Annotated in this window: 22 protein-coding genes and 1 riboswitch; of the genes, 9 read left to right on the top strand and 13 right to left on the bottom strand. The window is 73.6% G+C overall.

Going from position 1 to position 26,521, the window contains the following annotated elements; translation table 11 throughout:
• Positions 1-56: 56 nt before the first annotated feature.
• Complete coding sequence (locus tag ACZDYF_RS11855) at positions 57-2,768, bottom strand: endonuclease/exonuclease/phosphatase family protein (RefSeq protein WP_475056857.1); 2,712 nt, start codon at positions 2,766-2,768, stop codon at positions 57-59.
• A gap of 197 nt (positions 2,769-2,965) precedes the next feature.
• Between ACZDYF_RS11855 and ACZDYF_RS11860 the strand changes: the two genes are divergently transcribed.
• The 5 genes from ACZDYF_RS11860 (at position 2,966) to ACZDYF_RS11880 (ending at position 9,459) form a co-directional block, all read left to right on the top strand.
• A complete protein-coding gene (locus tag ACZDYF_RS11860; RefSeq protein WP_475056860.1) occupies positions 2,966-4,504 on the top strand; it encodes a CoA-acylating methylmalonate-semialdehyde dehydrogenase in 1,539 nt (512 codons plus the stop codon).
• Positions 4,505-4,517: 13 nt separating this feature from the next.
• Positions 4,518-5,984: an aminotransferase class III-fold pyridoxal phosphate-dependent enzyme gene (locus ACZDYF_RS11865; protein ID WP_475056864.1), complete on the top strand. Its 1,467-nt coding sequence runs from the start codon at positions 4,518-4,520 to the stop codon at positions 5,982-5,984.
• Entirely contained in the window at positions 5,981-6,814 is an 834-nt protein-coding gene (locus ACZDYF_RS11870; RefSeq protein WP_475056868.1) for a nitrilase-related carbon-nitrogen hydrolase, read from the top strand. The genes ACZDYF_RS11865 and ACZDYF_RS11870 overlap by 4 nt, the downstream gene beginning before the upstream one ends.
• Positions 6,815-6,890: 76 nt before the next feature.
• Entirely contained in the window at positions 6,891-8,327 is a 1,437-nt protein-coding gene (gene hydA / locus ACZDYF_RS11875; RefSeq protein WP_475056873.1) for a dihydropyrimidinase, read from the top strand.
• A gap of 16 nt (positions 8,328-8,343) precedes the next feature.
• Positions 8,344-9,459, top strand: a complete 1,116-nt coding sequence (locus ACZDYF_RS11880; protein ID WP_475056877.1) for a TIGR03842 family LLM class F420-dependent oxidoreductase — start codon at positions 8,344-8,346, stop codon at positions 9,457-9,459.
• A gap of 38 nt (positions 9,460-9,497) precedes the next feature.
• Here the strand turns inward: ACZDYF_RS11880 and efeB are convergent, their stop codons facing one another.
• From efeB to ACZDYF_RS11900, 4 genes are all read right to left on the bottom strand, one after another.
• Positions 9,498-10,892, bottom strand: a complete 1,395-nt coding sequence (efeB, locus tag ACZDYF_RS11885) for an iron uptake transporter deferrochelatase/peroxidase subunit (protein WP_475056881.1) — start codon at positions 10,890-10,892, stop codon at positions 9,498-9,500.
• Positions 10,893-10,905: 13 nt separating this feature from the next.
• Entirely contained in the window at positions 10,906-12,126 is a 1,221-nt protein-coding gene (gene efeO / locus ACZDYF_RS11890; RefSeq protein WP_475056886.1) for an iron uptake system protein EfeO, read from the bottom strand.
• Complete coding sequence (gene efeU, locus ACZDYF_RS11895; RefSeq protein ID WP_475056890.1) at positions 12,123-12,998, bottom strand: iron uptake transporter permease EfeU; 876 nt, start codon at positions 12,996-12,998, stop codon at positions 12,123-12,125. The genes efeO and efeU overlap by 4 nt, the downstream gene beginning before the upstream one ends.
• A gap of 228 nt (positions 12,999-13,226) precedes the next feature.
• Positions 13,227-14,003 carry a methyltransferase domain-containing protein gene (locus ACZDYF_RS11900; protein WP_364072415.1) on the bottom strand — a complete coding sequence of 259 codons (777 nt, stop codon included), beginning with the start codon at positions 14,001-14,003 and terminating at the stop codon, positions 13,227-13,229.
• A gap of 131 nt (positions 14,004-14,134) precedes the next feature.
• Positions 14,135-14,201: riboswitch (guanidine-III (ykkC-III) riboswitch) on the top strand.
• 13 nt (positions 14,202-14,214) lie between these two features.
• Between ACZDYF_RS11900 and ACZDYF_RS11905 the strand changes: the two genes are divergently transcribed.
• The gene (locus tag ACZDYF_RS11905; protein WP_138823905.1) at positions 14,215-14,529 is read left to right on the top strand and encodes a DMT family transporter; all 315 of its coding nucleotides are present in this window, start codon (positions 14,215-14,217) and stop codon (positions 14,527-14,529) included.
• A 1-nt stretch (position 14,530) separates the two neighbouring features.
• Complete coding sequence (locus tag ACZDYF_RS11910; RefSeq protein WP_475056899.1) at positions 14,531-14,911, top strand: DMT family transporter; 381 nt, start codon at positions 14,531-14,533, stop codon at positions 14,909-14,911.
• 107 nt (positions 14,912-15,018) lie between these two features.
• Here ACZDYF_RS11910 and ACZDYF_RS11915 read toward each other — a convergent pair whose 3' ends face one another.
• Complete coding sequence (locus ACZDYF_RS11915; protein WP_307824151.1) at positions 15,019-15,561, bottom strand: NUDIX hydrolase; 543 nt, start codon at positions 15,559-15,561, stop codon at positions 15,019-15,021.
• A 161-nt stretch (positions 15,562-15,722) separates the two neighbouring features.
• Between ACZDYF_RS11915 and ACZDYF_RS11920 the strand changes: the two genes are divergently transcribed.
• Positions 15,723-17,150 (top strand): MFS transporter, encoded by a 1,428-nt coding sequence (locus ACZDYF_RS11920; protein WP_475056907.1) that lies wholly within the window; start codon positions 15,723-15,725, stop codon positions 17,148-17,150.
• A gap of 96 nt (positions 17,151-17,246) precedes the next feature.
• Here the strand turns inward: ACZDYF_RS11920 and ACZDYF_RS11925 are convergent, their stop codons facing one another.
• The 7 genes from ACZDYF_RS11925 to ACZDYF_RS11955 all read right to left on the bottom strand — a co-directional run bounded on the left by ACZDYF_RS11925 (position 17,247) and on the right by ACZDYF_RS11955 (position 25,414).
• A complete protein-coding gene (locus ACZDYF_RS11925) occupies positions 17,247-19,064 on the bottom strand; it encodes an acetyl/propionyl/methylcrotonyl-CoA carboxylase subunit alpha (protein WP_475056912.1) in 1,818 nt (605 codons plus the stop codon).
• Positions 19,065-19,338: 274 nt separating this feature from the next.
• Positions 19,339-20,055 carry a Maf family protein gene (locus ACZDYF_RS11930; protein ID WP_475056916.1) on the bottom strand — a complete coding sequence of 239 codons (717 nt, stop codon included), beginning with the start codon at positions 20,053-20,055 and terminating at the stop codon, positions 19,339-19,341.
• Entirely contained in the window at positions 20,052-21,806 is a 1,755-nt protein-coding gene (locus ACZDYF_RS11935) for a DUF885 domain-containing protein (protein ID WP_204809531.1), read from the bottom strand. Before ACZDYF_RS11935 ends, ACZDYF_RS11930 begins: the two co-directional genes overlap by 4 nt.
• A 51-nt stretch (positions 21,807-21,857) precedes the next feature.
• Positions 21,858-22,841 carry a hypothetical protein gene (locus tag ACZDYF_RS11940; RefSeq protein WP_475056922.1) on the bottom strand — a complete coding sequence of 328 codons (984 nt, stop codon included), beginning with the start codon at positions 22,839-22,841 and terminating at the stop codon, positions 21,858-21,860.
• A complete protein-coding gene (locus ACZDYF_RS11945; protein WP_191788859.1) occupies positions 22,838-23,104 on the bottom strand; it encodes an acyl-CoA carboxylase epsilon subunit in 267 nt (88 codons plus the stop codon). The genes ACZDYF_RS11940 and ACZDYF_RS11945 overlap by 4 nt, the downstream gene beginning before the upstream one ends.
• A complete protein-coding gene (locus ACZDYF_RS11950) occupies positions 23,101-23,709 on the bottom strand; it encodes a hypothetical protein (protein WP_239527411.1) in 609 nt (202 codons plus the stop codon). The genes ACZDYF_RS11945 and ACZDYF_RS11950 overlap by 4 nt, the downstream gene beginning before the upstream one ends.
• A gap of 85 nt (positions 23,710-23,794) precedes the next feature.
• A complete protein-coding gene (locus ACZDYF_RS11955; protein WP_307824148.1) occupies positions 23,795-25,414 on the bottom strand; it encodes an acyl-CoA carboxylase subunit beta in 1,620 nt (539 codons plus the stop codon).
• A gap of 132 nt (positions 25,415-25,546) precedes the next feature.
• On the opposite strand from ACZDYF_RS11955, the gene ACZDYF_RS11960 reads away from it, so the two are divergent.
• Positions 25,547-26,515 carry a biotin--[acetyl-CoA-carboxylase] ligase gene (locus ACZDYF_RS11960; RefSeq protein ID WP_475056936.1) on the top strand — a complete coding sequence of 323 codons (969 nt, stop codon included), beginning with the start codon at positions 25,547-25,549 and terminating at the stop codon, positions 26,513-26,515.
• Positions 26,516-26,521 lie beyond the last annotated feature (6 nt).

Below are 26,521 nucleotides of genomic sequence, written 5' to 3' on the forward strand. Positions count from 1 at the left end.
AGCGGGGCCGACGGCGCCCGGCCGGCACGGGCAGCGGCGTCGAGCGTTGCCGCCCGCTACCCGGCCGGGGCGGGCTCCGGCTCCTGCCCGGGTCGCACCACGGTCACGAGCGGGCGGTGGTCGGACGAGACGTCGTCCAGGACCCTGAAGCGCTCGAAGGTCAGGCCGGACCCGAACATCCAGTCGATGCGGTGGCGCGGTGCGTCGGCCGGCGACGTGAGGTCGTCGGGGTGGCCCGCCGTGTCCTGCCCGCTGACCAGGCCCTGCGACTCGACGAGGGTGATCTCCTCCCAGTCCGGCTCGGCGTTGAAGTCCCCCGCGAGCAGGTACGTCCCGTCGACCGGTTCGGCGGCGAACAGCGCGTCGAGCTGGTCGAGCCGGGTCGGCGTGCTCTGCTCGCGGTGCTGCAGGTGCACCGAGGTCACGCGCACACCGCCGGCCCATGCGGTCTCCGTCCCTGCGCGCGGGGCCACGGTCGCCGAGACGGCCGAGCGGTGCTGAGGGCCAGCACCGAACGGGAGCGCGAGACGGGAGACGTCGGCCACGGTGACCGCCGCCGGGTCCCAGAGGATCGCGTTCCCGAACTGGCGGTCGGCGGCCCCGACGAACGCGACCTCCATGTCTGTCGCGCGAGCGAGGTAGCTCGCCATGTCGACGCCGCCGCCCAGCACCCAGCCGCGCGAGACCTCCTGGAGCGTCACGACCTGGGCGCCCGAGTCGCGGATGGTCGCTGCCACGTCGTCGAGCTCGACCGACGGCGTCGCGCTGACCCCGTAGTGCAGGTTCCAGTCGAGGACGACGAGTCCCGGCTCGGCGCCAGCCGCCGGGCTGCCCGACGTGCCCGTCGGCAGGTCGACGAGCTGCACGGCAGCACCGCCCGCGGCCAGCACGGCGACCGCGGCGACGACGGGCAGGGCGACCCGCACGCTCGGGGGAGCGACGCGCGCTGCCGCTGCGGTGCCCGCGGCGGCCTGCGGCAGGGGGCGGGTGCGGCGCAGACCCGCGGCCCCGATCGCGAGCGCGACCAGGACCGGCACGACGGCGTTGGGTACCGGCAGCGGGACGTCGTAGTCGAGCTGGTAGACCAGGAGCGGGAGGATGAGCCCCAGCCCGACGGCGGTGCTCGCCCCGGCCAGTCGCAACCAGCCGATGTCCTGGGCGGGTCGGGTGAGGGCGTGCACCACGGCGTCGGTCGCGGCGACCGCGAGGCCGACGATGCACACCAGGAGCGCCCAGGAGAGCAGGCCGTCGAGCACCTCGGTCCGGCCGGGCAGCGCGAAGACCACGAGGGCGAAGGCGAGGAGGGCCACGAGGTCGGCGCACCGTCCCACGGTCGACAGGAGGGCGTTGCCCCCGGGGCGGCTCGACCGAGCCGTGCCTCGAACGGTGGTCAACCCGACCATGAGGGCCATCGTCGCGACGGCACCCGCGGCCACCGACAGCGGGAGGCCCGTCTGGGAGGCGATGAAGGCCGGGTTGCCGAACACCAGGACACCCAGTGCCAGGTACGGACCGAGCACCCAGAACCCGCGGGCCCCGGGGGCGGCGGTGTCGCGGCGCAGCAGCCACGCCGAGACGACCGCCAGGCCGCCGAGCGCGAGGGGAGCCACCCAGGAGAGCAGCCCCGTGCGCCAGTACGCGTCCCACGTCCCGTGGAGCAGGCTCACCCCCGCAGCGCCCAGCACCCCCAGCGAGACGCCCAGCGCGACCATCCGGCCGTTCGCGAGCGGTGTCCAGGCACCCGCGACCCGCTCGGGGGAGTCGTCGGCGGGGACCGGACGGACACCGCTCACGAACGCGGCCACGATGACGAGCGTGGCGACCGCGAGCGCGGTGCCACCGAGCCCCAGCCCGTAGCGCGCAGAACCGAGAACGCCGTCCGTGCCGGCGGCGACCCCGAGACCCTGCAGCCCCAGCCGCCAACCGACCAGGGCGAGCACCGCTCCGAGCGTGACCCGCCCCGAGATCGGCAGCCGCGCGGCGATGATCGTCACGGCGAGCGCGGGAGCCGCGTAGGTGATCAGGGCCGTCCCGGCCGCGACGGTCACGCCGGAGGCGAAGGCGCGGTCCAGCAGCGGGCCGCTCGCCCGGATCATCTCGACCGCGATCGCCGTGACCACGGTGAGCAGGAGGAGGCGGGCCGCGTTTCCGCGACCGAGGCGCGTCACGTGCCGGGCCGCGTGGGAGATCTGGCGACGGGTCGGGAACGGCGTCGAGGAGCTGACTACGGCGGGGGGGACGCTGCCCTCGGTGCTGGGCGGGGGCCCCGTGAGGGTGAGCGTCGGCTGGGTGTGCGACGAGGCTCCCTCAGAAGGGTCCTCGACCTCGCGAGAGGCCCCGACGGACCTCGTCGGGGACGGTGCGTCGGGTCCGGCCGGGGCTGCCTGGACTGCCGGCGCGTCGGTGCCCGGCGCCGGTGCCGGCGTTGGCGCCGGGGCCAGGGTCGGGGCGAAGCGTGCTGCGCGCTCGCGCCAGGCCGAGGGTGGCGGTGACGGCTCGGCCGACACCTCGACCCGTTCCCAGGCCGTGGCACCGGTCGTGGTGGGCAGCGCCGCTGTCGCCGGGCGTGCGGTGGGCAGCGCGCCGGTGGGGGACGGTGAGCGCCACGACGTGTCCGCCTGGCGCTCCAGGGCGGCCTGCTCGGCAGCGCGTCGCTCGGCGCGGGTCATCGGCCGTGCGGGAGCGGGGTCCGGTCCGGGAGGGAGAGGCCCTGTCGGGGCTCGGCCGTCGCCCGGGTCGTGGCTGCTCGTGCGGTGCTCGTCGGTCACGGCCCGACCGTACCCGGGCCCGGTGGCGCGACGACAGCGGCACGCACGGCGGCGCGGCGCTCCAGCACGCTTCACCCGGGCAGACCCCGAGCGGTGTGATCGACCTCACACGAATGGCGTCCTCGTGCCACACTGAGACTCAGTCGTCGACGACCCGGGCCGCCGCCCTGCGTGCCGTACCCGGGAGGGAGGCCAGCATGACGAGCAGCACCCCCGAGCAGACCCCAGGGGTGATCGGACACGTCGTCGGTGGCCGCCGCGTGGACGAGGCGCAACGGTACGGAGCCGTCCACGACCCGGCGACCGGACGCGTCACGGGGCGCGTGGCCCTCGCCTCGCCGGCCGACGTGGACGCGGCCGTCGCAGCGGCGCTCGCGGCCTTCCCGGGCTGGTCCCGGACGGGCCTGTCGCGGCGCGTCGAGATCCTGTTCGCGTTCCACGAGCTGCTGCGCGGGCACCGGGACGAGATCGCCCACCTGGTCTCGGCCGAGCACGGCAAGGTCGTGTCCGACGCCGAGGGGGAGGTGGCGCGGGCGCTCGAGAACGTCGAGTTCGCGGCCGGGATCCCGCACCTGCTCAAGGGGGGCTTCAGCCAGCAGGTCTCCACGGGCGTGGACGTGCACGAGGTCAAGCAGCCGCTGGGCGTCATGGTCGGCATCACGCCCTTCAACTTCCCGGCCATGGTGCCGCTGTGGATGATCCCGACGGCCATCGCGTGCGGCAACACGTTCGTCCTCAAGCCGAGCGAGCGCGACCCGTCGGTCTCGTTGCTCGTCGTGCGCCTCCTGGCCGAGGCGGGTCTGCCCGACGGCGTCGTCAACGTGGTGCAGGGCGACCGGGTCGCGGTCGACCGGCTCCTGGAGCACCCCGACGTCGCCGCGATCAGCTTCGTCGGCTCCACGCCCGTCGCCCGCCACGTCTACGAGACGGGCACGCGCCACGGCAAACGGGTCCAGGCGCTGGGCGGGGCGAAGAACCACCTGGTCGTCCTGCCCGACGCCGAGCTCGACGCCGCGGCGGACGCCGCGGTCTCGGCGGGGTACGGGTCCGCGGGCGAGCGGTGCATGGCGATCTCGGTCGTGGTCGCGGTGGGCGACGTCGCCGACGCCCTCGTCGAGGCGATCCGGACGCGCGTGGCGGGGCTCGTCGTCGGGCCGGGGAACGACCCCGCCTCCCAGATGGGGCCGCTCATCACGGCCGAGCACCGGGACCGGGTCGCGGCGCGCGTGGGCAGCGCGGTCGAGGAGGGGGCGGTCCTGGTCCTGGACGGGCGGGACGGACCACCCGTCGGGCCGGGGCCGGACGGGCAGGACACGAGCGGCGGGTTCTTCCTGCGACCCAGCCTCGTGGACCACGTGCGACCCGAGCACACGGTGTACCGCGAGGAGATCTTCGGGCCCGTGCTCTCGGTCGTGCGCGCCGAGACGTTCGACGACGCCCTGCGGCTCGTCAACGAGAACCCGTACGGCAACGGCGCGGCGATCTTCACGCGTGACGGGGGAGCGGCCCGACGCTTCGAGGTCGAGGCGCAGGCCGGGATGATCGGGGTCAACGTCCCCATCCCGGTACCCGTCGGCTACTACTCGTTCGGCGGCTGGAAGGGCTCGCTGTTCGGGGACTCGCACATGTACGGGCCCGAGGGCATCCACTTCGCGACCCGGACCAAGGTCGTGACGTCGCGGTGGCCGGACCCCGCGACCAGCAGCATCGACCTGGGCTTTCCGCGGACGCGGTGAGGGGTGGGGCGAGATGACCGACGCGACGAGACTGACCGGGCGGGCCGGGCGCGACGACGCCCACGTCTTCTACTCGTGGTCCGCGCAGGAGCTGATCAGCCCCGTGACGATCGCAGGCGGGGAGGGGGCCTGGTTCTGGGACGAGCAGGGCACGCGCTACCTCGACTTCGCCTCGCAGCTCATCAACCTCAACCTGGGCCACCAGCACCCCGCGCTCGTGGGCGCGATCCAGGCGCAGGCCGGACGCCTCGCGACCGTCGCGCCCTCGTTCGCGAACCCGGTGCGCAGCGAGCTCGCGCGCCTGATCGTCGAGCGTGCACCGGGCGGCGCCGACGGCGGGCTGAACCGGGTGTTCTTCACGAACGGGGGCGCCGACGCCGTCGAGAACGCCGTGCGCCTCGCCCGGCGTCACACCGGTCGGCAGAAGGTCCTCGCCGCCTACCGCTCCTACCACGGCAACACCGGCACGGCCGTGACCGCGACGGGCGACCCGCGGCGCTGGCCCAACGAGGTGGACCCCGGGGTGCGGCACTTCTTCGGGCCGTTCACGTACCGGTCGGCGTTCGGGGCCGCGACCGACGCCGACGAGTGCGTCGCGGCGCTGCGCCATCTGCGCGAGGTCGTCGAGCTCGAAGGGCCCGCGACGATCGCCGCGATCCTGCTCGAGACCGTGGTCGGGACCAACGGCGTGCTCGTGCCCCCCGACGGCTACCTCGCCGGCGTCCGCGAGCTGTGCGACGAGCACGGCATCCTGTACGTCGCGGACGAGGTCATGGTCGGCTTCGGACGCGTCGGCGAATGGTTCGCGGTGGACCACTGGGACGTCGTGCCGGACCTCGTGGTCTTCGCCAAGGGCGTCAACTCGGGATACGTCCCGCTCGGCGGGGTCATCGTGTCCGAGCGCGTCGCCGCGAGCTTCGACCGTACCCCGTTCCCCGGCGGGCTCACCTACTCGGGCCACCCGCTCGCGTGCGCGCCCGGCGTCGCGAGCATCCACGTGTTCGAGGAGCAGGGCATCCTCGACCGGGTCCGGTCGCTGGGCGAGCGGGTCCTGGGCGACCGGCTGCGCGACATGGCCACCCGGCACCCCAGCGTGGGCGAGGTCCGTGGCCTCGGGTTCCTCTGGGCGATCGAGCTCGTCCACGACCCCCTCACGCGCGAACGCCTCGTGCCGTTCCAGGGCACGCCCGAGCAGAACGCCCCCATGGCCGAGGTCGTCGCCGCGGTGACCTCGGGCGGCGTCTGGCCCTTCCCGCAGGTCAACCGCCTGCACCTCGCCCCGCCCCTCGTCACGTCGGTCGAGGACCTCGAGCACGGCCTCGACGTCGTCGACGCGGCGCTCGACGTCGCCGACCGGTACGTCGTCGAGCCGGTCCAGCACCGGCGACGCGCCGTGTCGTCGGCGCCGTCGGCGCCGTCGGCCGAGCACAACGGTCACCGCCCGCGTCCTGCCCAGCCCCCACCCGAGGAGACCCCATGATCGTGCGTGCCGCCCTCACCCAGGTCCGCTGGACCGGCGACCAGGAGTCCATGGTCGCGGCCCACGAGACGCAGCTGCGCCTCGCCGCGGACCAGGGGGCGAAGGTCATCTGCTTCCAGGAGGTGTTCAACGCGCCCTACTTCCCCCAGGTCGAGGACGCCGCGTTCTACTCCTACGCCGAGTCCGTCCCGGGCCCGACGACCGAACGCTTCGCGGCCCTCGCCCGGGAGCTGGGCATCGTGGTCGTGCTGCCCGTGTACGAGCTCGAGCAGCCCGGGATCCTCTACAACACCGCGGCCGTGATCGACGCCGACGGCCGCTACCTCGGCAAGTACCGCAAGACCCACATCCCGCACCTGCCCGGGTTCTGGGAGAAGTTCTACTTCCGTCCCGGGAACCTCGGCTACCCGGTCTTCGACACCGCGGTCGGGCGGATCGGGGTCTACATCTGCTACGACCGGCACTTCCCCGAGGGGTGGCGCGCGCTGGGGCTCGCGGGAGCGACCATCGTCCTCAACCCGAGCGCCACGAGCCGCGGCCTGTCCAACTACCTGTGGCGGCTCGAGCAGCCCGCGGCGGCCGTGGCCAACGAGTACTTCGTCGGAGCCATCAACCGGGTCGGCTTCGAGGAGCTGGGGTCGAACGACTTCTACGGCACGAGCTACTTCGTCAGCCCCGAGGGGGCCTTGGTGGGGGAGCCGGCCGACGCCTACGAGGAGGAGCTCGTGGTGCGCGACCTCGACCTCGACCTGCTGACCGAGGTCCGCAACCGGTGGCAGTTCTACCGCGACCGCCGCCCCGACGCGTACGGCCCGCTGACCGCGCCCTGACGCCGTCCCACGAGCGGCCCCGCCGGCCCCACAGCGCCGCACCCCGCACCGACCGACGAACGAGAGGACGCACGCCATGGCACTGACCCTCATCACGGGTGGCACCGTCGTCGGGCCCACGGGGCGCTCGCGGGCCGACGTCCTGCTCGACGGCGAGCAGGTCGCCGCGCTGCTGCGACCGGGCGACACGTCGCTCGGCGTGGACCTCGCCTCGGTCGCGCAGACCGTGATCGACGCGACCGGCAAGTACGTCATCCCGGGCGCGGTCGACCCGCACACCCACATGGAGCTGCCGTTCGGCGGCACCGCCGCCTCGGACACGTTCGAGACGGGGACGCGCGCCGCGGCCTGGGGAGGCACGACGACGATCGTCGACTTCGCGGTCCAGCGCACCGGGGAGCGGGTCCAGGACTCGCTCGCCGCCTGGTTCGCCAAGGCCGAGGGGAACTGCGCCGTCGACTACGGCTTCCACCAGATCCTCGGCGGGGTCGACGACGACTCGCTCAAGGCCATGGACGAGCTCGTGGCCGAGGGCATCACGAGCTTCAAGCTCTTCATGGCCTACCCCGGGGTGTTCTACAGCGACGACGGGCAGATCCTGCGAGCCATGCAGAAGGCCGCGACCAACGGGTCGCTCGTCATGATGCACGCCGAGAACGGCATCGCGATCGACGTCCTCGTGCGTCAGGCCCTCGACCGCGGCGACACGGCCCCGTACTTCCACGGCACCACGCGCCCGTGGGAGACCGAGGAGGAGGCCACGCACCGCGCGATCATGCTCGCGCGCCTCGCGGGCGCCCCGCTCTACGTGGTGCACATGTCGGCCAAGCAGGCCGTGGCCACGCTCGCGCGGGCCCGCGACGACGGGTGGAACGTGTTCGGCGAGACGTGCCCCCAGTACCTGTACCTCTCGCTCGAGGAACAGCTCGGGGCGCCCGGGTTCGAGGGGGCCAAGTGGGTGTGCTCGACCCCGCTGCGCTCGCGGGCCGAGGAGCACCAGGAAGAGCTGTGGCGCTACCTGCGCACGGGCGACCTGTCGGTCGTGAGCACCGACCACTGCCCGTTCTGCTTCAAGGAGCAGAAGGAGCTCGGGCTCGGCGACTTCTCGAAGATCCCCAACGGGATCGGCGGCGTCGAGCACCGCCTCGACCTCGTCTACCAGGGCGTCGTCGACGGGCGAATCTCGCTCGAACGCTGGGTCGAGCTGTGCTGCACGACGCCGGCACGCATGTTCGGCCTCGGCGACCGCAAGGGCGTGCTCGCCCCGGGAGCCGACGCCGACGTGGTGGTCTACGACCCCGCCGGGCACACCTCGATCGGCTACCCCTCGGACGGCAACGGCAAGACCCACCACATGAACATGGACCACTCCGCGTGGGAGGGCTTCGAGATCGACGGGCACGTCGACGTCGTGATCTCGCGCGGTGAGGTCCTGATCACCGGCGGCGAGTTCCACGGGCACGCCGGGCACGGTCGGTACCTGCGCCGCAGCACCTCGGCCTACCTGCGATGACGGGCGGGAACCAGCCATGACCGCAGCAGGCGCCGCCGCGCGCCTCGACCTGGGCGTCGTCCTGCAGACCAACCCGCCCGCCTGGCGCGTGGTCGACCTCGCGCGTCGCGCAGAGCTCCACGGGTTCAGCCACGTGTGGACGTTCGACTCCCACCTGCTGTGGCAGGAGCCGTTCGTCATCTACTCCCAGGTCCTGTCCGCGACCCACCGCGTGACCGTCGGGCCCATGGTCACCAACCCCGCGACGCGGGACGTGACCGTGACCGCCTCGCTCTTCGCGACCCTCAACGACATGTTCGGCAACCGCACCGTCTGCGGGATCGGTCGCGGTGACTCCGCGGTCCGGGTGACCAACGGCAAGCCCGTGACCTTGGCCGAGCTGCGGGCAGCGGTCACGACCATCCGGGGGCTCGCCGGCGGGCAGTCGGTCGAGTACCACGGCACGACCCTGCACCTGCCGTGGGCCCCTGACAGCCGCACCCCCGTGTGGGTCGCGGCCTACGGCCCGCGTGCGCTGGCGCTCGCGGGCGAGGTCGGGGACGGCTTCATCCTCCAGCTCGCCGACCCCGACATCGTGGCCTGGTCGATCGACGCGGTGCGCCAGGCGGCCGAGCGGGCCGGCCGCGACCCGGCCGAGGTGACCATCTGCGTGGCCGCACCCGCGTACGTGACGGACGAGGCGCCGTCGGGCACGGGTGGGAGCGCGGGCGGGCGGTCGCTCGCCCACGCCTACGACCAGTGCCGCTGGTTCGGCGGCATGGTCGGCAACCACGTCGCGGAGATCGTCGCGCGCTACGGGGCGGGGGACGGCACGGGCACAGGGCTGGGTGGCGGCGGGCCGAGCATCCCCCGCGCCCTGACCGACTTCGTGGCCGGGCGCGTCGACTACGACTACAACGAGCACGGTCGTGCGGGGAACACGCACACCGCGTTCGTGAGCGACGAGATCCTGGACCGGTTCTGCCTGATCGGGCCGCCCGCGCGGCACGTCGAGCGGCTGCTCGAGCTCAAGGCCCTCGGCGTCGACCAGTTCGCGCTCTACCTCCAGCACGACGCGAACGACGAGACGCTCCAGGCGTACGGCGAGCTGGTCCGCCCGGCCGTGCAGGGGGCGGGCCGGGTCAGGGAGTGAGCGGGCCGCGCCCGTGGTGCCCGGGCGCGGCGGACGGCTCAGGAGAACAGGTCCTGACCGACGAACGCGCCCTGGGCCCCGCCCAGCGTGGCGCCCTCGGCGACCCCGCGCGGCACGGCCCAGATCCCCGACCCCGTGTGCCGCAGGTACTCGCTCATGAGGTCGTGCTTGGCGAGCGCGTTCTGCAGGGGCACGTACTGCGTGGCCGGGTCGCGCACGTACGCGAGGAAGAACAGCCCCGCGTCGAGCCTGCCCAGCCCGTCCGAGCCGTCGGTGTAGTTGTAGCCGCGGCGCAGCATGCGCGCCCCGCCGTTGCTCGTGGGGTGCGCGAGGCGCACGTGCGAGGCCGGGTCGATGAGCGGGGCGCCGCCGCGGCCCGCCGCCTCGAAGTCGGGCTCGGTCCGCTCCTCGCCGCCGGACAGCGGAGCCCCCGAGCCCTTGGTGCGGCCCACGATGGTCTCCTGCTCGCGCAGGGGAGCCCGGTCCCACGTCTCGATCGTCATGCGGATACGGCGCGCGACCAGGTACGAGCCGCCCGCCAGCCAGTCGGCTCCGTCGGCCCCGTCGCCCGGGGCGACCCACACGTGCTCCTCGATCGCCGCCGACTCCTCGGACGTGATGTTGGCCGTGCCGTCCTTGAAGCCGAACAGGTTCCGGGGCGTGGGCTGGGTCGTCGTGGTCGACGACGTGCGCCCGTAGCCGAGCTGGCTCCACCGCACCGACGCCGTCCCGAACGCGATGCGCGCGAGGTTGCGGATCGCGTGGACCGCGACCTGCGGGTCGTTCGCGCACGCCTGGACCGCGAGGTCACCGCCGCAGCGCGCGTCCTCCAGCATGTCGCCCGGGAAGTGCGGCAGGTCCGCGAGGAGGTCGGGCCTGCGCCCGTCGAGGCCGAAGCGGGCCGACCCGTCGGCGGCCGTGAAGAACGACGGGCCGCACCCGAACGTGATCGTCAGCCCGGAGGCAGGCAGCCCCTCGGCCTCGCCCGTGTCGTCCGGCGGCGCGTCGTACGGACCCGACATGGGCCCGAACTCCCCGGCGGGCAGGCCCTGCGTCATGCGCGAGGCCGCGAGCGTCCAGGCGCGCAGCAGCGCGACCACCTCGTCGCGGTCCTGGGTCGTGACGTCCCAGGTCGCGAAGTGCAGGCTGTCCTGGACCGGGGTCGTGATCCCGGCCTGGTGCTCGCCCGCGAAGGCGAACGCGCCGTCCCCCTCGGCGGGGCCCGCGCTGGGCGCCGCGGTGCGGGCCGCGGCGTTCCCGGCCGCGAAGCCGCCGGCGAGCCCCGCCCCGGCCAGCCCGACGCCGGCCATCCCCAGGAGCGCGCGCCGCGAGATGCGGCGCGCCTCGTGCGCGGGTTCGGCAGGTCCCGCCGGGGCGCCGGGCGAGGAGGGACGGGAGTCGGGCTGGTCGGGCTGGTCGGGCACTGTCGTCATGTCGCGGCGGTCCTCAGAGCACCACGGCGGCGGTGAGCTGCGAGAGCGGCTCGCTCAGCGAGTCCACGGCCTGCGAGAGGGCCTTGACCTGTTCGGGCGTGAGGTCGGTGTAGAGCACGAACCCGTCGCCCTGCCGCTGCTCGTCGAGCAAGCCCTGAAGGGCCTGGAATCGCTCGTCGAGCGTCGTGGCGAGCTTCTCGTCCTTGGCCGAGACCACGTCGCGCAGACCGTCGTAGGCGACCTTGGCGCCGTCGACGTTGGCCTGGAAGTCCCACAGGTCGGTGTGCGACCAGATCTCCTCCTCGCCCGTGACCTTGCCCGTCGCGACCTCGTCGAGCAGGCCCTTGGCGCCGTTGCCGATCGCGGGCGCGTCGATGCCGTCCGCGAACGACGCCTCGTGCGTGCGGTCGAAGAGCTCCTGGGTGTCGGCGAGGAGCTGGTCGGCGTACTGCGCGCGCTGCTCGGGCGTCAGCGCCACGTAGGTCTCGCCGCCGTTGGCCTCGGGCGCGGGCTGCCACAGGTCCTTCTCGAGCAGGTGCCAGCCGGTCCACTCCTGGCCCTCTTCGAGGTCGGCCTCGCGCAGGTCCATCTTGGGGTCGAGGTCGCCGAACGACTCGGCCACGGGCTCGATGCGCTCCCAGTGGACGCGCACCGGGGCGTAGAGAGCCTTGGCGGCCTCGTCGTCGCCCGCCTCGTACGCGGTCACGAACTCCTGGGTGCCCTCGAGGAGCTGCTCGGTCTGGTCCTTGACGTACGCGACGTAGTTGGTCGAGGCCAGGGCGATCTGGTCGGCGACCGCGCCCGTGGGTTCGACGTCCGCGCCCGAGTCGGTCACGGTGAAGTCGGAGCGGATGCCGTCGCCGATCATGCCGGGCTTGCACGCGGTGACGTACTGCCCGGGCTTGGCCGTGAGCACCAGGTCGCGGCTGATGCCGGGGCCGATGTTCTCGACCTCGGACACGATGCGCAGGCCGTCCTCGGCGAGCAGGTAGAACTCGGTCACGTCGTCGCCCGTGTTGGTCACGGTGAAGACGATGTTGCCCGAGGGGGCCTCTGCGGCCGAGAGCGTGCACGCGTCCGCCGACGAGTCGACCGTGAGCTTCGCGGAGCCGGCCGCGGAGCCGCTCGCGCCGTCGGGGGCCGGGTCGTTGGGCGTGCAGGCGGCCAGGACGGGGACGAGCAGTGCGGCAGCGAGCAGCGGCGCTGCGACGCGGGTGGCCCGTGAGCGGGTCATCGGTTTCCTCCGGGAGTCGTGATGGCAGGTGCCGGGGTGCTGGCCTGCGCGGGGGCACTGGTGCGAGGCGCGCTGAACCAGACGGTCCGGACGAAGAAGAACAGCGTGGGGACGAGGTAGAGCCACCAGGCGGCGAGCTCGAGCCAGGTGGTCGCGGGGGAGAAGTTGAAGACGCCCTTGAGGACCGTGCCGTACCAGCTCGAGGGCGGGATCTGCGCGCTGACGTCGAACGCCAGGTTGTGCAGCCCGGGCAGGATGCCGGCCTCCTGGAGGTCGTGCACGCCGTAGGCGAGCACCCCGGCGGCGACGACGATCAGGAACACGCCGGTCCAGGCGAAGAAGACGCGCAGGTTGAGCCTCACGGCACCCCTGTAGACGGCCCAGCCGAGCACGACGGCGACGGCGAGCCCCAGCACCGCGCCGAGCAGCGGCTTGGTCGTGGTGCCCGTGGCCTGGGCGCCGGCCCAGAGGAACAGGGCGGTCTCGAGGCCTTCGCGCCCGACGGCGAGGAGCGCCATGACGACGACGGCCCACCTCCCGGCGGCGACGGCGTCGTCGAGCTTGTGCTGGAGGTCGGCCTTGAGGTGCCGGGCGGTCCGGCCCATCCAGAAGATCATCCAGGTGATGAGGCCGACCGCGAGGATCGAGAGCGTCCCGCCGATGGCCTCCTGGGCCTCGAACGTCAGCCCTTGCGGCCCGTAGGTCAGGGCTGCGCCGAAGCCGATCGAGACGACCACGGCGATGCCGACGCCGAGCCAGAGGAAGGGGAGCAGGTCGCGCCGCCCGGTCTTGACCAGGTAGGCGACGAGGATGCTGACGACGAGCGCGGCCTCGAGACCTTCACGCAGGCCGATGAGGAAGTTGGCGAACACGGGAGTCCTTCGACGGGTCGCGGGGCGGGGAAGCCCGGGAGCCGGAGGCCGTGGCGGCCGGTGGTCGCAGCGGTGGGGCCCGGCCGACTTGGGACTCGCGTCCTAGTTTGGTAAGGCTTGCCTTCCTCCGCGAGAACAGTACTCCTGTCGTCGGGGTGCGCGAACCCGCGGGCGCGTGACCCGCCCCACACGCGGCGCTGGTGCGCCGCGCCCCAGGGGCGCGAGGGGCTAGGTCGGCGGGCGGTCGGCCACGACCACGAAGAGGGTCACCGACGCGAAGAACGGCTGCGTCGCGAGGTGCTCGGTCCAGCGTGCCCCCGCACGCTCGCGCAGGTATCCCGCCTCGACGGCTCGGCGGGCGACCCGTGCCAGGCCCAGGACCCGGTCCGCCTCGCGGACGTCGCGGAAGACGGCGGTCACGGGGACGACGCGCTCGACCGTGAAGCCCGTCCGTTCGGCGAGGCCGGTGAGCCGGCGCCCGATCCTGCCGTTGCGGACGACCTGCTCGACGACGAAGCGTCCGTAGGCGTCGCTCGTCGCGGCGTCGGGGCCGTCGACGACGAGCGTGCCCCAGTCCGGCTCCGCGAGCACCGCGCGACCACCGGGGCGAAGGACCCGGAACGTCTCCGCGAGGACGAGCCCGGGATGCGCCACGTGCTGGAGCACCCGGTCGGTGTGCGCGCGGTCGACGCTGTCGCTGGCGATGTCGAGGCGATGGACGTCCGCCTCCTCGACGCGGACCGTGGTCAGGCCGCCGACCCGCGCGCGGGCCCGGGCCACGGCGTCGGCGTCGTGGTCGAGCCCGAGGACGCTCCCGGTCGGCCCGACCGCCTTCGCGTACGCGAGCAGGTCGGCACCCGGGCCGCAGCCCAGGTCGAGCACGTCGAGGCCGTCGTGCAGGTCGAGCTGGGCCGTGGCGAGAGCCTTGTAGCCCCGGCCCAGGTCGGAGGCGGCGAGGCGCATCAGGTAGTCGTCGGGAGGGGAGAGCTCGAAGGCGGTCGACATCCGACGATCCTGGCGGGGGCGTCGCGGTCGAAGGTGAGGCCGGTCGGGAGCGACGGGGTGGATCGTGTGAAGCCGGGGGTGCCCCACGGCCGATCCCTGGCCAAGGCGACACGATGTCGGTACGCTGGTACCAAGTCCCTCCTGACGAGGGACGCGCGGACGAGGGAGCAGTACCCGCACGGACAAGACTGACTCAGAGGGGTTACTTGTCATGGCTTGGGTTGTCCTCGTCCTCTCCGGGATGCTGGAGGCCGTCTGGGCGACGGCGCTGTCCGCATCCGAGAACTTCACGCGCAGACGGCCGACGGTCGTCTTCCTCGTCTCCCTGACGCTGAGCATGGTCGGTCTCGCCTGGGCGATGACCTCCTTGCCCACCGGCACCGCGTACGCGGTCTGGGTCGGCATCGGGGCGACGCTCACGGTCGTCTGGGGCTTCATCACCGGTTCCGAGACCTTCACCTGGCTGCGCGGGCTCCTCCTGGTCCTGCTCGTCGGGTCCGTGGTCGGCCTCAAGGTGGTGAGCTGACATGCCGTGGATCGTCCTTCTCGTCAGCGCCGTGTTCGAGGCTGTCTGGGCCACGGCCCTCGGCAAGTCCGACGGGTTCTCGCAGCTCGTCCCGTCGATCGTCTTCTTCGTCGCGCTCGCCGTCAGCATGGGCGGGCTCGGCTGGGCCGTCAAGCACATCCCGATCGGCACCGCGTACGCGGTGTGGGTCGGGATCGGCGCGGCCCTGACCGTGTCCTACGCGATCCTCACCGGTGACGAGTCCGCCTCGGTCGGCAAGGTCATCTTCATCGCGGGCATCATCGCCGCGGTCGTGGGGCTCAAGCTCGTCCCGCACGCCCCCGCGAAGGAACCTGCGAAGTCCGGACGCGGGGCGGAGGCGTCCGGGACCGGCACCCCGTAGAGACCGCGCCACCGCACGGCCCGTGACACCCGCACAGCGGGCGGTCACGGGCCGTGCGTGCATCCGGAGGACTTCCGGCGACGGGCTCCGCTCCGGCGGCGCCCTGGTCAGGCGACCTCGGCGAAGCGCCCCACGAGCTCGGGCCACGCGTCCCGGAACGCCTCCAGCAACGGGAGCGAGAGGACGTCACCGACCGCGACCCACGCGATCTCCAGGCTCTCCGCGTCGGTCGCGCGAGCTTCGAGGTGCGCGCCGTGCACGACCTCCGCGAGGACGGTCGTGTACCGCCAGGGCCCGTGGTCCAGGACCCGGTCGCCCACGATCGTCACGAGCGCGGGATCGACGCCCGCCTCCTCGTGCGCCTCGCGCAGCGCGCCCTGCTCGGGCGTCTCGTCGGGATGGATCGCGCCGCCGGGCACGCCCCACGTGCCGCCCTGGTCGCTCCAGGGAGCCCGGTGCTGGAGGAGCACGTGGCTCACGCGGCCGTCCTCGTCCCGGCGGGCGACGAGCAGCCCCGCGGCGCCCGCGAGCCCCCAGTGCCGCCTGCCGCACGTGCACTCGACCCACCCGTCCCCGGGCTGGAGGTGGCGCGGTGCGTGCGGGGTGTCGGCTGCGTCGCGGGGAGGCGTGGGTTCGGTCGGGATCGTCACGGTCCCACCCTGCCATCCGGGCGAGTCCCGGGACAGTGCGTCGCCCGGGTGCCCACCACGTGGACCCCGCGCTCGTGACGCGCACCCGCGGTGCCCCCGGCGCGATCGATCACCGGTGGAAATTCCTGGACGTGCAACCCCCCGCCCCGCACCATGGACGGGTGAGCCATCCCGAGCCGAACACCGTGTCCGACCCGACCGCAGAGGATGCCTCGACAGGCGCCGACGCCACGCCCTACCACCCCCGTGAGTCCGCCGACCCCGCAGCCGCCGACCATGGCCCCGTCGACCCCGTCGACCCCGTCGACCCCGCAGCCCGGGCCGGAGCGACCCCGGCGGACGACGAGGCGGACAAGCCGCGCTGGCGACGCGACGCGACGATCTTCCTGGGCGGCCAGACCGTCTCGCTGTTCGGGTCGATGCTCGTGCAGTACGCGATCATGTGGCACCTGACCCTCGAGACGAAGTCCGGGTCCGTGCTGGCGCTCGCGACGGTCTTCGGGTTCCTGCCGCAGGCGGTCGTGTCGATCTTCGGCGGGGTCTGGGCCGACCGGCTCAACCGCAAGGTCCTGATCATCGCGGCCGACGCCTCGATCGCCGTGACCACCCTCGCGCTCGCGCTGCTCATGCTCTCGGGCACCGACGACCTGTGGCTCGTCTACGCGGCGCTCGCGATCCGTTCGGTCGGCGCGGGGATCCAGATGCCCGCGGTGTCCTCGCTCCTGCCGCAGCTCGTCCCGGTGAGCAAGCTCATGCGGGTCAACGGGATCAACGGGTCGATCCAGTCGGCCATGACGCTGCTGGCCCCCGCGGTCGCGGCGGGCGTCTACGCGAGCGCCTCGATCGTCGCGATCTTCTTCGTCGACGTCGTCACGGCCGTGATCGGGATCGGCCTCCTGGCCCTGATCCCCGTGACCAAGGTGCTGCGCGCCGACGTCGCGGCCGGTGAGAAGGTCGGGTACTTCGACGACCTCGTGGGCGGCCTGCGCTACCTGCGCGGCCACACCTTCGTGCGCTGGGTCCTGGGCCTGTACGCGGTCGTGTTCCTGCTGATCGTGGCCCCGTCCTACCTCACGCCGCTCATGGTGGTGCGCACGTTTGGCGAGGAGGTCTGGAAGCTCACGGCCAACGAGCTCGCGTTCTCGTTCGGGGCGATCGTCGGCGGCGTGCTGCTCGCGACGTGGGGTGGGCTCAAGAACCGCGTCGCGATGATCGTGGGCGCGACGTTCGTGTTCGGCGTGCTCTCCGTCGGGCTGGGGCTCTCGACGAACATGTGGGTCTTCTTCACGTTCATGTTCCTCCTCGGCGTCGCCGTGCCCGCGTTCGCCACGACCTCGATGACGGTCCTGCAGGAGACGGTCGAACCCGACCGGCAGGGGCGTGTCTTCGGGTTCGTCGGCATCGTGATGGCGCTCGCGATGCCCCTCGGGATGCTGATCTTCGGGCCGCTCGCGGACCGGTACTCGGTCGAGTCGCTCCTGATCGTCTCAGGCGCGCTCATGTTCCTGGTGATCGCGATCGCGGTGCTCGTCCCCTCGGGGCGCCGCGCGATGCGCGCGGCCGACGCGCACAGCAGCGCCGGCGCGTAGCGGCACCGGGGGAGGACGAGCAGAGGCCGGTCGGGCGGCTCGTAGGAGCGGCCCGACCGGCCTCGTGGTCGACGCGTCGGGTCGCCCGACGCGTCGTCAGTCGACGATCTCGCAGATCGCGGTGCCCGAGCTCACGCTCGCGCCGACTCCGGCCGACAGGCCCGTGACCCGGCCCGCTCGGTGCGCGACGAGCGGCTGCTCCATCTTCATGGCCTCGAGGACGACGATGAGGTCACCCTCGGCGACCACGGCGCCGTCGGCGACCGCGACCTTGACGATCGTGCCCTGCATGGGCGAGGCGAGGGTCGTGCCGTTGCCCGCGGTGGCCTTGGCGGCGGCGCGACGCGCGGGTCGACGGGCGGCGTTGGCCGTACGTGCGCGCCCCGCGGCCATCCCGAGCCCGGCGGGCAGGACGACCTCGAGGCGCTTGCCACCGACCTCGACCACGACGCGCTCGGTCGCGGGCGCCTCGTCGTCGTCGGGGGCCGGGGCGGGGGTCGCAGGCGTGAGCTGCTTGAGCTCGTCGGCGAAGGCCGTCTCGATCCAGCGGGTGTGCACACGGAAGGCCGAGTCGTCGGCCGGGACGAAGTCCTCGGCGTCGAGCACGGCCCGGTGGAACGGCAGGACCGTGGGGATGCCCTCGACGACCGTCTCGCGCAGCGCGCGGCGGGCACGCTCGACGGCCTCGCGGCGCGTGGCACCTGTGACGATGATCTTGGCGATCATGGAGTCGAACGCCCCCGAGATGACGTCGCCCTGCGTGACGCCGCTGTCGACGCGGACACCCGGCCCGCTGGGGAAGTGCAGGCGCGAGATACGGCCGGGGGCGGGGAGGAAGTTCGCGGCCGGGTCCTCGCCGTTGATGCGGAACTCGAGCGAGTGGCCGCGAGTGGCCACCGAGGAGTAGCCGAGCGGCTCGCCCGCCGCGATGCGCAGCTGCTCGCGCACGAGGTCGATGCCCGAGACCTCTTCCGTGACGGGGTGCTCGACCTGCAGGCGGGTGTTGACCTCGAGGAAGGAGATGGTGCCGTCGGCGCCGACGAGGAACTCGCAGGTCCCGGCACCCACGTAGCCGGCCTCGCGCAGGATGGCCTCGGAGGCCTTGTAGAGCTCGGCGCGCTGCTCGTCCGTCAGGAAGGGCGCAGGTGCCTCCTCGACGAGCTTCTGGTGGCGGCGCTGGAGCGAGCAGTCGCGCGTCGAGACGACGACGACCGTGCCGTGCTCGTCGGCGAGGCACTGGGTCTCGACGTGGCGCGGGGTGTCGAGGTAGCGCTCGACGAAGCACTCGCCGCGGCCGAACGCGGCCGTGGCCTCGCGGACCGCCGAGTCGAACATCTCGTCGATCTCGTCGACCGTGCGCGCGACCTTGAGGCCGCGCCCGCCGCCGCCGAACGCCGCCTTGATCGCGATGGGCAGCCCGTGCTCCGCGGCGAACGCGTGGACCTCGGTCGCGTCGGCCACGGGGTCCGGGGTGCCGGGGACCAGGGGCGCGCCCGCACGGTGCGCGATGTGCCGGGCGCTGACCTTGTCGCCCAGGGCGTCGATGGCCGCGGGCGGCGGGCCGATCCACACGAGGCCCGCGTCGATCACGGCCTGCGCGAACCCGGCGTTCTCCGCGAGGAACCCGTAGCCGGGGTGCACGGCGTCGGCGCCCGAGCGGCGGGCGACGTCGAGCAGCTTGGCGATGTCGAGGTAGGTGTCCGCGGCGCGCGCACCGTCGAGCGCGAAGGCCTCGTCGGCGAGGCGGACGTGCAGGGCTTCGCGGTCGGAGTCCGCGTAGACGGCGACCGACGCGATCGAGGCGTCGGCGCAGGCGCGCGCGATGCGCACCGCGATCTCGCCGCGGTTGGCGATGAGAACCTTCGACAGGCGTCGGGTCGGGCTGGTCGCGGGGTTCGTGGAGTTCTCGGGCACGGCTCACGGTAGCGCGTCCGGCGCCCTGGGTTCACGCTCCGACCGGCGGTACTGGACAAGATTGGAGATCAGGCCAAGGCTCACCGGGGTCGTTTGTAGGAACCCTCCATGGTCGGCGGGGCGAACCGGGCCGTGGCTCGTCATGGTTGTGCGGCACCGACAAGCAGGCGGCCCGCCGCGTCCTCGCGCCCGGCACCGGAGCGCACGAGCAGGAGGAGCGGTCGGGCCGCCGCCTGACGAGCAGTGGCCCAGCAGTCGCGGGGCCGGAGGGACCTCAGGACCAGAGGTCGGTCCAGGCCACGCCGATCTCGCCGAGCAGCTCGCGCACGAGCGGGAGGCTGATCCCGACGACGCCGTGGTGGTCGCCCTCGATGCTCTCGACGAACGCACCGCCCAGGCCGTCGACCGTGAACGCGCCCGCGACCGCGAGGGGTTCGCCCGTCGCGACGTAGGCCGCGATCTCGGCGTCGGAGAGGTCGGCGAAGTGGACCGTCGTGGAGCTCGTGGCCCCGAGGGTGGCACCGCTGCCGCCGTCCTGCGGGTCGCGCAGGTCGACGATCCAGTGCCCCGTGTGGAGCACGCCGGTCTTGCCGCGCATCGCGCGCCAGCGCTCGGTCGCCTCGGCGGCGTCCCGGGGCTTGCCGTGGACGGCGCCGGCGAACTCGAGCATGGAGTCGCAGCCGACCACGAGGGGGGCGACCTCGTCCGGCCCGACGACGTCGCTCGCCTCGTCGCGCTCGCGCGCCTCGCGCGTGACGACCTGGGCGACCTCCTCGGCCTTGGCCTGGGCGAGGACGAGCACCGCGTCGGCCGGGTCGAGCGCGCCGAACCGGGCCGCGGCCGACGCCAGGACGGCGTCCTCGTCGAGCCCCGAGACGCGGACCTCGGGTGCGACCCCCGCGGAGCGCAGGGTCGCGAGTCGCGCGGGGGACTGCGAGGCGAGCAGGAGACGGATGCTCGGAGCAGGCGCCGAGGTCGTCGGAGCCGTCACTGGAGAGCCCCGCGCAGGACGTCGAGGCCGACCGACCCGAGGTTCAGGGCGCGCTCGTGGAACGCCTTGACGTCGAACTCCTCGCCGCGCGCCTCGGCGGCCGCGCGGGCTGCGTCGCGGGTCTGCTCCCACAGTCGCTGCCCGACCTTGTACGACGGCGCCTGGCCCGGCCACCCGAGGTAGCGGTTGAGCTCGAAGCGCACGAACGACTCGTCCATGTTGACGTTGGCCTTGAGGAACTCCCAGGCCTTGTCGGCGTCCCAGCGGGGGTCCTCGGAGTCGCCGCGCCACTCCTCGGGGGCGTCGAGGCCGAGGTGCACGCCGATGTCGAGCACGACGCGGGCCGCGCGCATGCGCTGGCCGTCGAGCATCCCGAGGCGGTCGCCCGGGTCGTCGAGGTAGCCGAGGTCGGCCATGAGGCGCTCGGCGTACAGGGCCCAGCCCTCGCCGTGGCCCGAGACCCAGCAGGCGAGCCGGCGCCACGAGTTGAGCGTGTCGCGAGCGGCGACGGCCTGGCCGCACTGGAGGTGGTGGCCGGGGACGCCCTCGTGGTAGACCGTCGTCTTCTCGCGCCAGGTGTTGAACTCGGTCACGCCCGGCGGGACGGACCACCACATGCGCCCGGGGCGCGAGAAGTCGTCGCTCGGGGGCGTGTAGTAGATCCCGCCGGTCTGGGTCGGGGCGATCATGCACTCGAGGTCCAGGACGGGGGTCGGGATGTCGAAGTGCACGCCGTCGAGCGCCGCGATCGCGGCGTCCGAGGTCTCCTGCATCCAGGCGCGCAGCGCGTCGGTGCCGTCGAGCTTGCGGCTCGGGTCGGCGTCGAGGACTGCGACGGCCTCCTCGACCGTGGCACCGGGCCCGGCGATCTGTGCCGCGACGGCCTCCTGCTCGGCGACCACGCGCGCGAGCTCTTCGAGGCCCCAGCGGTAGGTCTCCTCGAGGTCGACCTCGGCGCCGAGGAAGGCGCGCGAGGCCAGGGCGTAGCGCTCGCGCCCGACACCGTCGGCCACGGGGGCCTGCGGCGCGAGGTCGTCCTCGAGGAAGTCGGCGAGCCTGGCATAGGCGGCCAGGGCGCCCGCGGCACCGAGCTCGAGCTCCTTGCGCACCAGGGAGCAGGCGGACGACTCGTCGAGCACGGCGGCGGCGGCCTCGCCCCGGACGAACTCCACGAAGAACGAGGACTCGGGGTCGGCGAGCTCGCGGGCCTGCTTGACACCCTCGCGGACCTGGCGGACCGCCGCGACGTTGCCGCGCTCGGCGGCGGCGGTCAGCGAGGCGATGTAGCCGTCCATGGCGCCGGGAAGCGCCGCGAGCCGGGCTGCGATGTTCTCCCACGCCTCGAGGGTGCCCGTGGGCATCATGTCGAAGATGTCGCGCAGCTCCTGGAGCGGGGACGCGATGTTGTTGAGCATCGCGAGGTCCTCGCCGGCCTCGTGCAGCTCGAGCGAGAGCCCGATGCGCTCGCGCATCGCCGCGAGCGTGACCTGGTCGACGTCGTCGACGGGGTCGGCGTCCGCGAGCTGGGCCAGCACTGCGCGGTCAGCGGCTGCGAGGGCCTCGTACCCGGCGGGCGACAGGTCGGTCATGAGGTGGTCGTACCCGGCGAGGCCCATGGCGGTGGCGGCGAGCGGGTTCAGGTCGGCGACCGTGCGCACGTAGGCGTCGGCGATCGCGTCGATCGCCGTGGGCGTGCGGGGGGTCCGGGCGGTGGGGGTGCCGGGCTCGGCCGGCGCGGTGGGTGAGGTCACCCGGTAGAGGTTACTGCGCGGTACCCGGTCGGGCGTCGTCCGGGAGGATGATCAGTCGGCTCGCAGGAGCCGTTCGGCCAGGTCGAGGACCTCGGCCGGGTCGAGGGTGTCGAGCGGGACGGGGCGGCCCCCGTCGGGTCCGATGCACACGAGCTCCTCGGCGTCCTCGAAGACGAGGACCGACCGCACGCTGCCCGGGAGGGAGAGGTCGACGCGCAGGGTCCGCCACACGTCCGTCGGGGCGACCACCTCGACGGCCAGGCGGGGGTGCTCGGCCCCGGCCCGACCGACGGCCGCCAGGACGTCCTGGTTCGAGGCCGCGACGGGCTCGTCGGTTCCGTGGTCGGCCGACGTCGGACCCTCGGTGGTCGGAGCCCGGTCGTCGGCCCGGCCCGGGTGCATGGCCGCGAGCAGGTCGTCGGCCCAGGCGCGCTGGTAGCGCACGAGCACGACGCGCGGTCGCCCGTCGGTACCGCGGGGGTACCAGACGGCGACGGGGTCGCCCGAGCGCGGGCCGGCCGTCCCCGCGGGGACGGTGACCGTGAACGGTGCCCGGACGGGGAGGTGGTCGACCGAGAACGTGAGCCGGCCGCCGAGGTGCGTGGCGCCGTCGGGCAGGACGCCCGGGGCGGGCGCCGAGTCCTGGCCCGCCCCGTCGGATCCCGCCGCACCGTCGACGAGCAGCGAACCCGTGGTGCGCTCGGCTCCCGCGAGCAGGGCGTCCCGCGCGCGCGACTCGCGCAGTGCGTCGCGGTCGTCGAGGTAGCGCGCGAGCGCGAGGACCGCGACGAGCAGCAGCAGGACGGCCAGGACGCCCAGCACGGCCGCGGGCAGCGGCCAGCCCTGGGAGGGCGCGAGCTGGCGGTAGACGACGAGCGCGACCGCGGGGACGGTCGGCACGACCCACGCCCACCGGCGCCAGCCGGTACGTACCGGGAGCGGGGGAACGCTCGACCCGGGGCCGTCCGCCAACGGACGTTCGACGGCCCCGGGGTCGTCCGCGAGCTCGACCAGGACGGTCGTGGTCTGGCTCATGACTGCAGGCTCCACCGCCAGGAGTCGGCGTTGTGCCGACCCGAGCGTCCGCCGAAGCTCTTCGCCGTCGCGCCCGACCCCGTCCCGCGCAGGCCGCGCGACCGGTTGGTCCACTCGGGCAGCGGCGCCTCGTCGTCGGGCACGTGCGCGGCGGCCGCCGCGGCGGCGAGCCCCGCGACGAGCGCCGCGACCTCGACGTCGTCCGGGGCGCCGCGCACCACGCGCAGCTCCCGGCCGGACGACGCCGCGCCGGTCTCGCTCACAGGGCGCCTCCCGGCGCCTCGTCGTCCGCGTCGCCGTAGCCGTCGAAGTCCGCCGCCTCCCCGCGCGACGCGGCCCACTCGGGGACGTCGAAGCCCGACTCGACGAGCGCGGCCACGACCTGCTCGCCCGCGTTGTCGAGGAAGTCGATCACGGAGTCGAGCGACGTGTCGGGGGTCTGGCCCGGGCCCACGACGAAGCCCAGGTAGAACGGCTCGGCGACCTCGGGGGCGGGCGGCGCGTCGGCGTCGGTCCCGGCGCCGAGGTCGTCCTCGGTGCCCCACACGAGCGAGCTCAGGTCCGGGTGCATGCCGAGCGAGTCGTGGAGCGCGTCGTAGAGCCGGGCGTTGAGCGCGCCGATCGCGGCCTCGAGCGCCAGGACGCGCGGGTCCTCGTCGGCCTCGGAGGCGCCGAACTCGGCACGTACCCCGACTGCCGTGCCGACGTACTCGTGCAGGGCCGCGGCCAAGGCGTCCACGGCCGAGTGCATCGGGGCCTCGTCGACCGGGCCGAGGGGGGTGGGGCCGTGCGACTCGCCGTCGTGGCCGCCCTCGGCGTGCTCGTGGCCGTGTCCTGCGTGGTCGTCGCCGTGCTGCTGGTCGGGCATGTCGTCCTCGCCGTTGGTCTCGTCGTTCGGTGGTGGTGTCGGGGGCAGGGCCGGTGGCGGCCCTGGTGTCAACGCGTCCCCAGGATCACAGCGGGATGTTCCCGTGCTTCTTGGGGGGCAGGCTCGCACGCTTGGTGCGCAGGGCGCGCAGCGCGCGCACGACCTGCACGCGGGTCTCCGACGGGCGGATCACCGCGTCGACGTAGCCGCGCTCGGCCGCGTCCCACGGGTTCACGATGGCCTCCTCGTACTCGGCGACCAGGCGGGCGCGCTCGGCGTCCACGTCCAGCCCCTGGTCGGCTGCGGCCTTCAGGGCCCCGCGCTGGAGGATGTTGACCGCGCCGCCGGCCCCCATGACCGCGATCTGGGCCGTGGGCCAGGCGAGGTTCACGTCCGCGCCGAGCTGCTTGGAGCCCATGACGATGTACGCGCCACCGTACGCCTTGCGCGTGATGAGCGTGACGAGCGGGACCGTGGCCTCGGCGTAGGCGTAGATGAGCTTGGCGCCGCGCCGGATGATGCCCTGGTGCTCCTGGTCGACGCCCGGCAGGAAGCCCGGGACGTCGACGAGGGTCAGGACGGGGATGTTGAACGCGTCGCACGTGCGCACGAACCGGGCGGCCTTCTCGGCCGCGTCGATGTCGAGCGTGCCGGCCATCGCGAGGGGCTGGTTCGCGACGACGCCGACCGACTGCCCCTCGACGTGCCCGAATCCGACGATCACGTTCTTCGCGAACAGCGGCTGGACCTCGAGGAAGTCGCCGTCGTCCAGGACGTGCTCGATCACGGTGCGCATGTCGTACGGCTGCGAGTCGGAGTCGGGGATCAGCGCGTCGAGCTCGAGGTCCTCGTCGCTCACCTCGAGCTCGGTGTCCTCGGGGGCGAAGCTCGGCGCGTCGGAGAGGTTGTTCTGCGGCAGGTAGCCGAGGAGATGGCGCACGTAGTCGATCGCGTCGTCCTCGTCGGTGCCCATGTAGTGCGCGACGCCCGAGCGCTCGTTGTGCGTGCGTGCCCCGCCGAGCTCCTCGAAGCCCACGTCCTCGCCCGTGACCGCGCGGATCACGTCCGGGCCCGTGATGAACATGTTCGAGGTCTGGTCGGCCATGACGATGAAGTCCGTGAGGGCGGGGGAGTACACCGCGCCGCCCGCGCTCGGGCCCAGGATGAGCGAGATCTGCGGGATCACGCCCGAGGCCGCGACGTTGCGGCGGAAGATCTCCGCGAACTGGGTCAGGGCCGCGACGCCCTCCTGGATGCGCGCACCGCCGCCGTCCGAGATCCCGATGAGGGGGACTCCCGTGCGCAGCGCGAGGTCCTGGACCTTGGTGATCTTCTGGCCGTGCACCTCGCCGAGGCTGCCGCCGAAGACCGTGAAGTCCTGGGAGTAGATGCACACCTGGCGGCCGTCGACCGTGCCGTGGCCCACGACCACGCCATCGCCCGCGAGGCGCTTCTTCTCGAGCCCGAAGTTCACCGAACGGTGCTTGGCGAACGCGTCGAGCTCGACGAAGCTGCCCTCGTCGAGCAGGGCCTCGATGCGCTCGCGGGCCGTCTTCTTGTTCCGGGCGTGCTGCTTGGCACGCGCGGCCTCCTCGGGCGCGAGCGACGCCTCGGCGCGCCGACGGTCGAGGTCGGCGAGCTTCGCTGCGGTGCCGATGAGCTGACCGGTGGGGGCCGGGGTGGTGCCGGCGACAGGTTCGTTCACGCAGCCGAGCCTAGTTGGTGGGTGGGACCAAGAGGGTGCGAGGGATCGCACCGGCGTGGCCGCAGACGTTGGAGGGTTTCCACAAGGTGTTCCCTCTGCCGTGCACGGCCCGTGCGCGTGCATGATGAGCACATGACGACTGCCGACCACCCTGCGCTGCGCCCCGGCTTCCTGGCGGACCTCCTCGTGGCCCCGCACGGCCCGCTCGCCCGGCTCGAGGTCGTGGCGAAGTCGGCCTCGACGAACACCGAGCTGGCTGCGGCCGTGGCCGCCGACCCGCAGGCCTGGCCCGCGCCCGCGCTGCTCGTGGCCGAGCACCAGGTGGCCGGGCGGGGGCGCTCGGGCCGCGCGTGGCAGACGCCCGCCCGGACCGCGCTGACGGGCTCGCTCCTGGTGCGTCCCGACGTGCCCCGCGAGCGTCTGAGCTGGTTGCCGCTGCTCGCGGGCCTCGCGACGGTCCGGTGCCTGCGCGCGACCGCGGGGGTCGAGGCCGTGGTCAAGTGGCCCAACGACGTCCTGGTCCCTGCGCCGGGCGCGGGACCCGTCGTCGAGATGGCCGGGTGGGGCACGTACCGCAAGGTGGCGGGCATCCTGTGCGAGCTCCTGCCCGACGGCGGGGCGATCGTGGGCGTCGGGCTCAACGTCCGGCAGAGCGAGAGCGAGCTCCCCGTCGCGTCGGCGACCTCGCTCGCCCTGGTCGGGGCCGCGACGACCGACCGTGAGGTGCTGCTGACCGCGCTCGAGGAGTCGTTCGCCCAGACCCTCGGCCGGTGGCAGGACGCAGTGGGCGACGCCGTCGAGGCCGGGCTCGCCGAGGAGTGCGCCGAGGTCAGCGCGACGCTCGGGGCGCAGGTGCGGGTCGACCTCACGGGCGGCGGCCAGGTGAGCGGTGAGGCCTACGGGTTCGGGCCGGACGGCTCGCTGCTGGTGCGGGAGCAGGACGGGACGTCCCGCGTGCTGCACAGCGGCGACGTGCACCACCTCCGGCTGCGGGACGGGGCGCCCGCGGGTGCAGGCGCTGCGGCCCCCGCTGCGGTGCCGACCCCCTCTGCTGTGCCTACCCCCTCTGCAGGGGCGGGCGGCGACGTCCCCGCGGGGTGAGTGCGA

The sequence above is a fragment of the Oerskovia sp. PE-21s genome, from assembly GCF_056158145.1.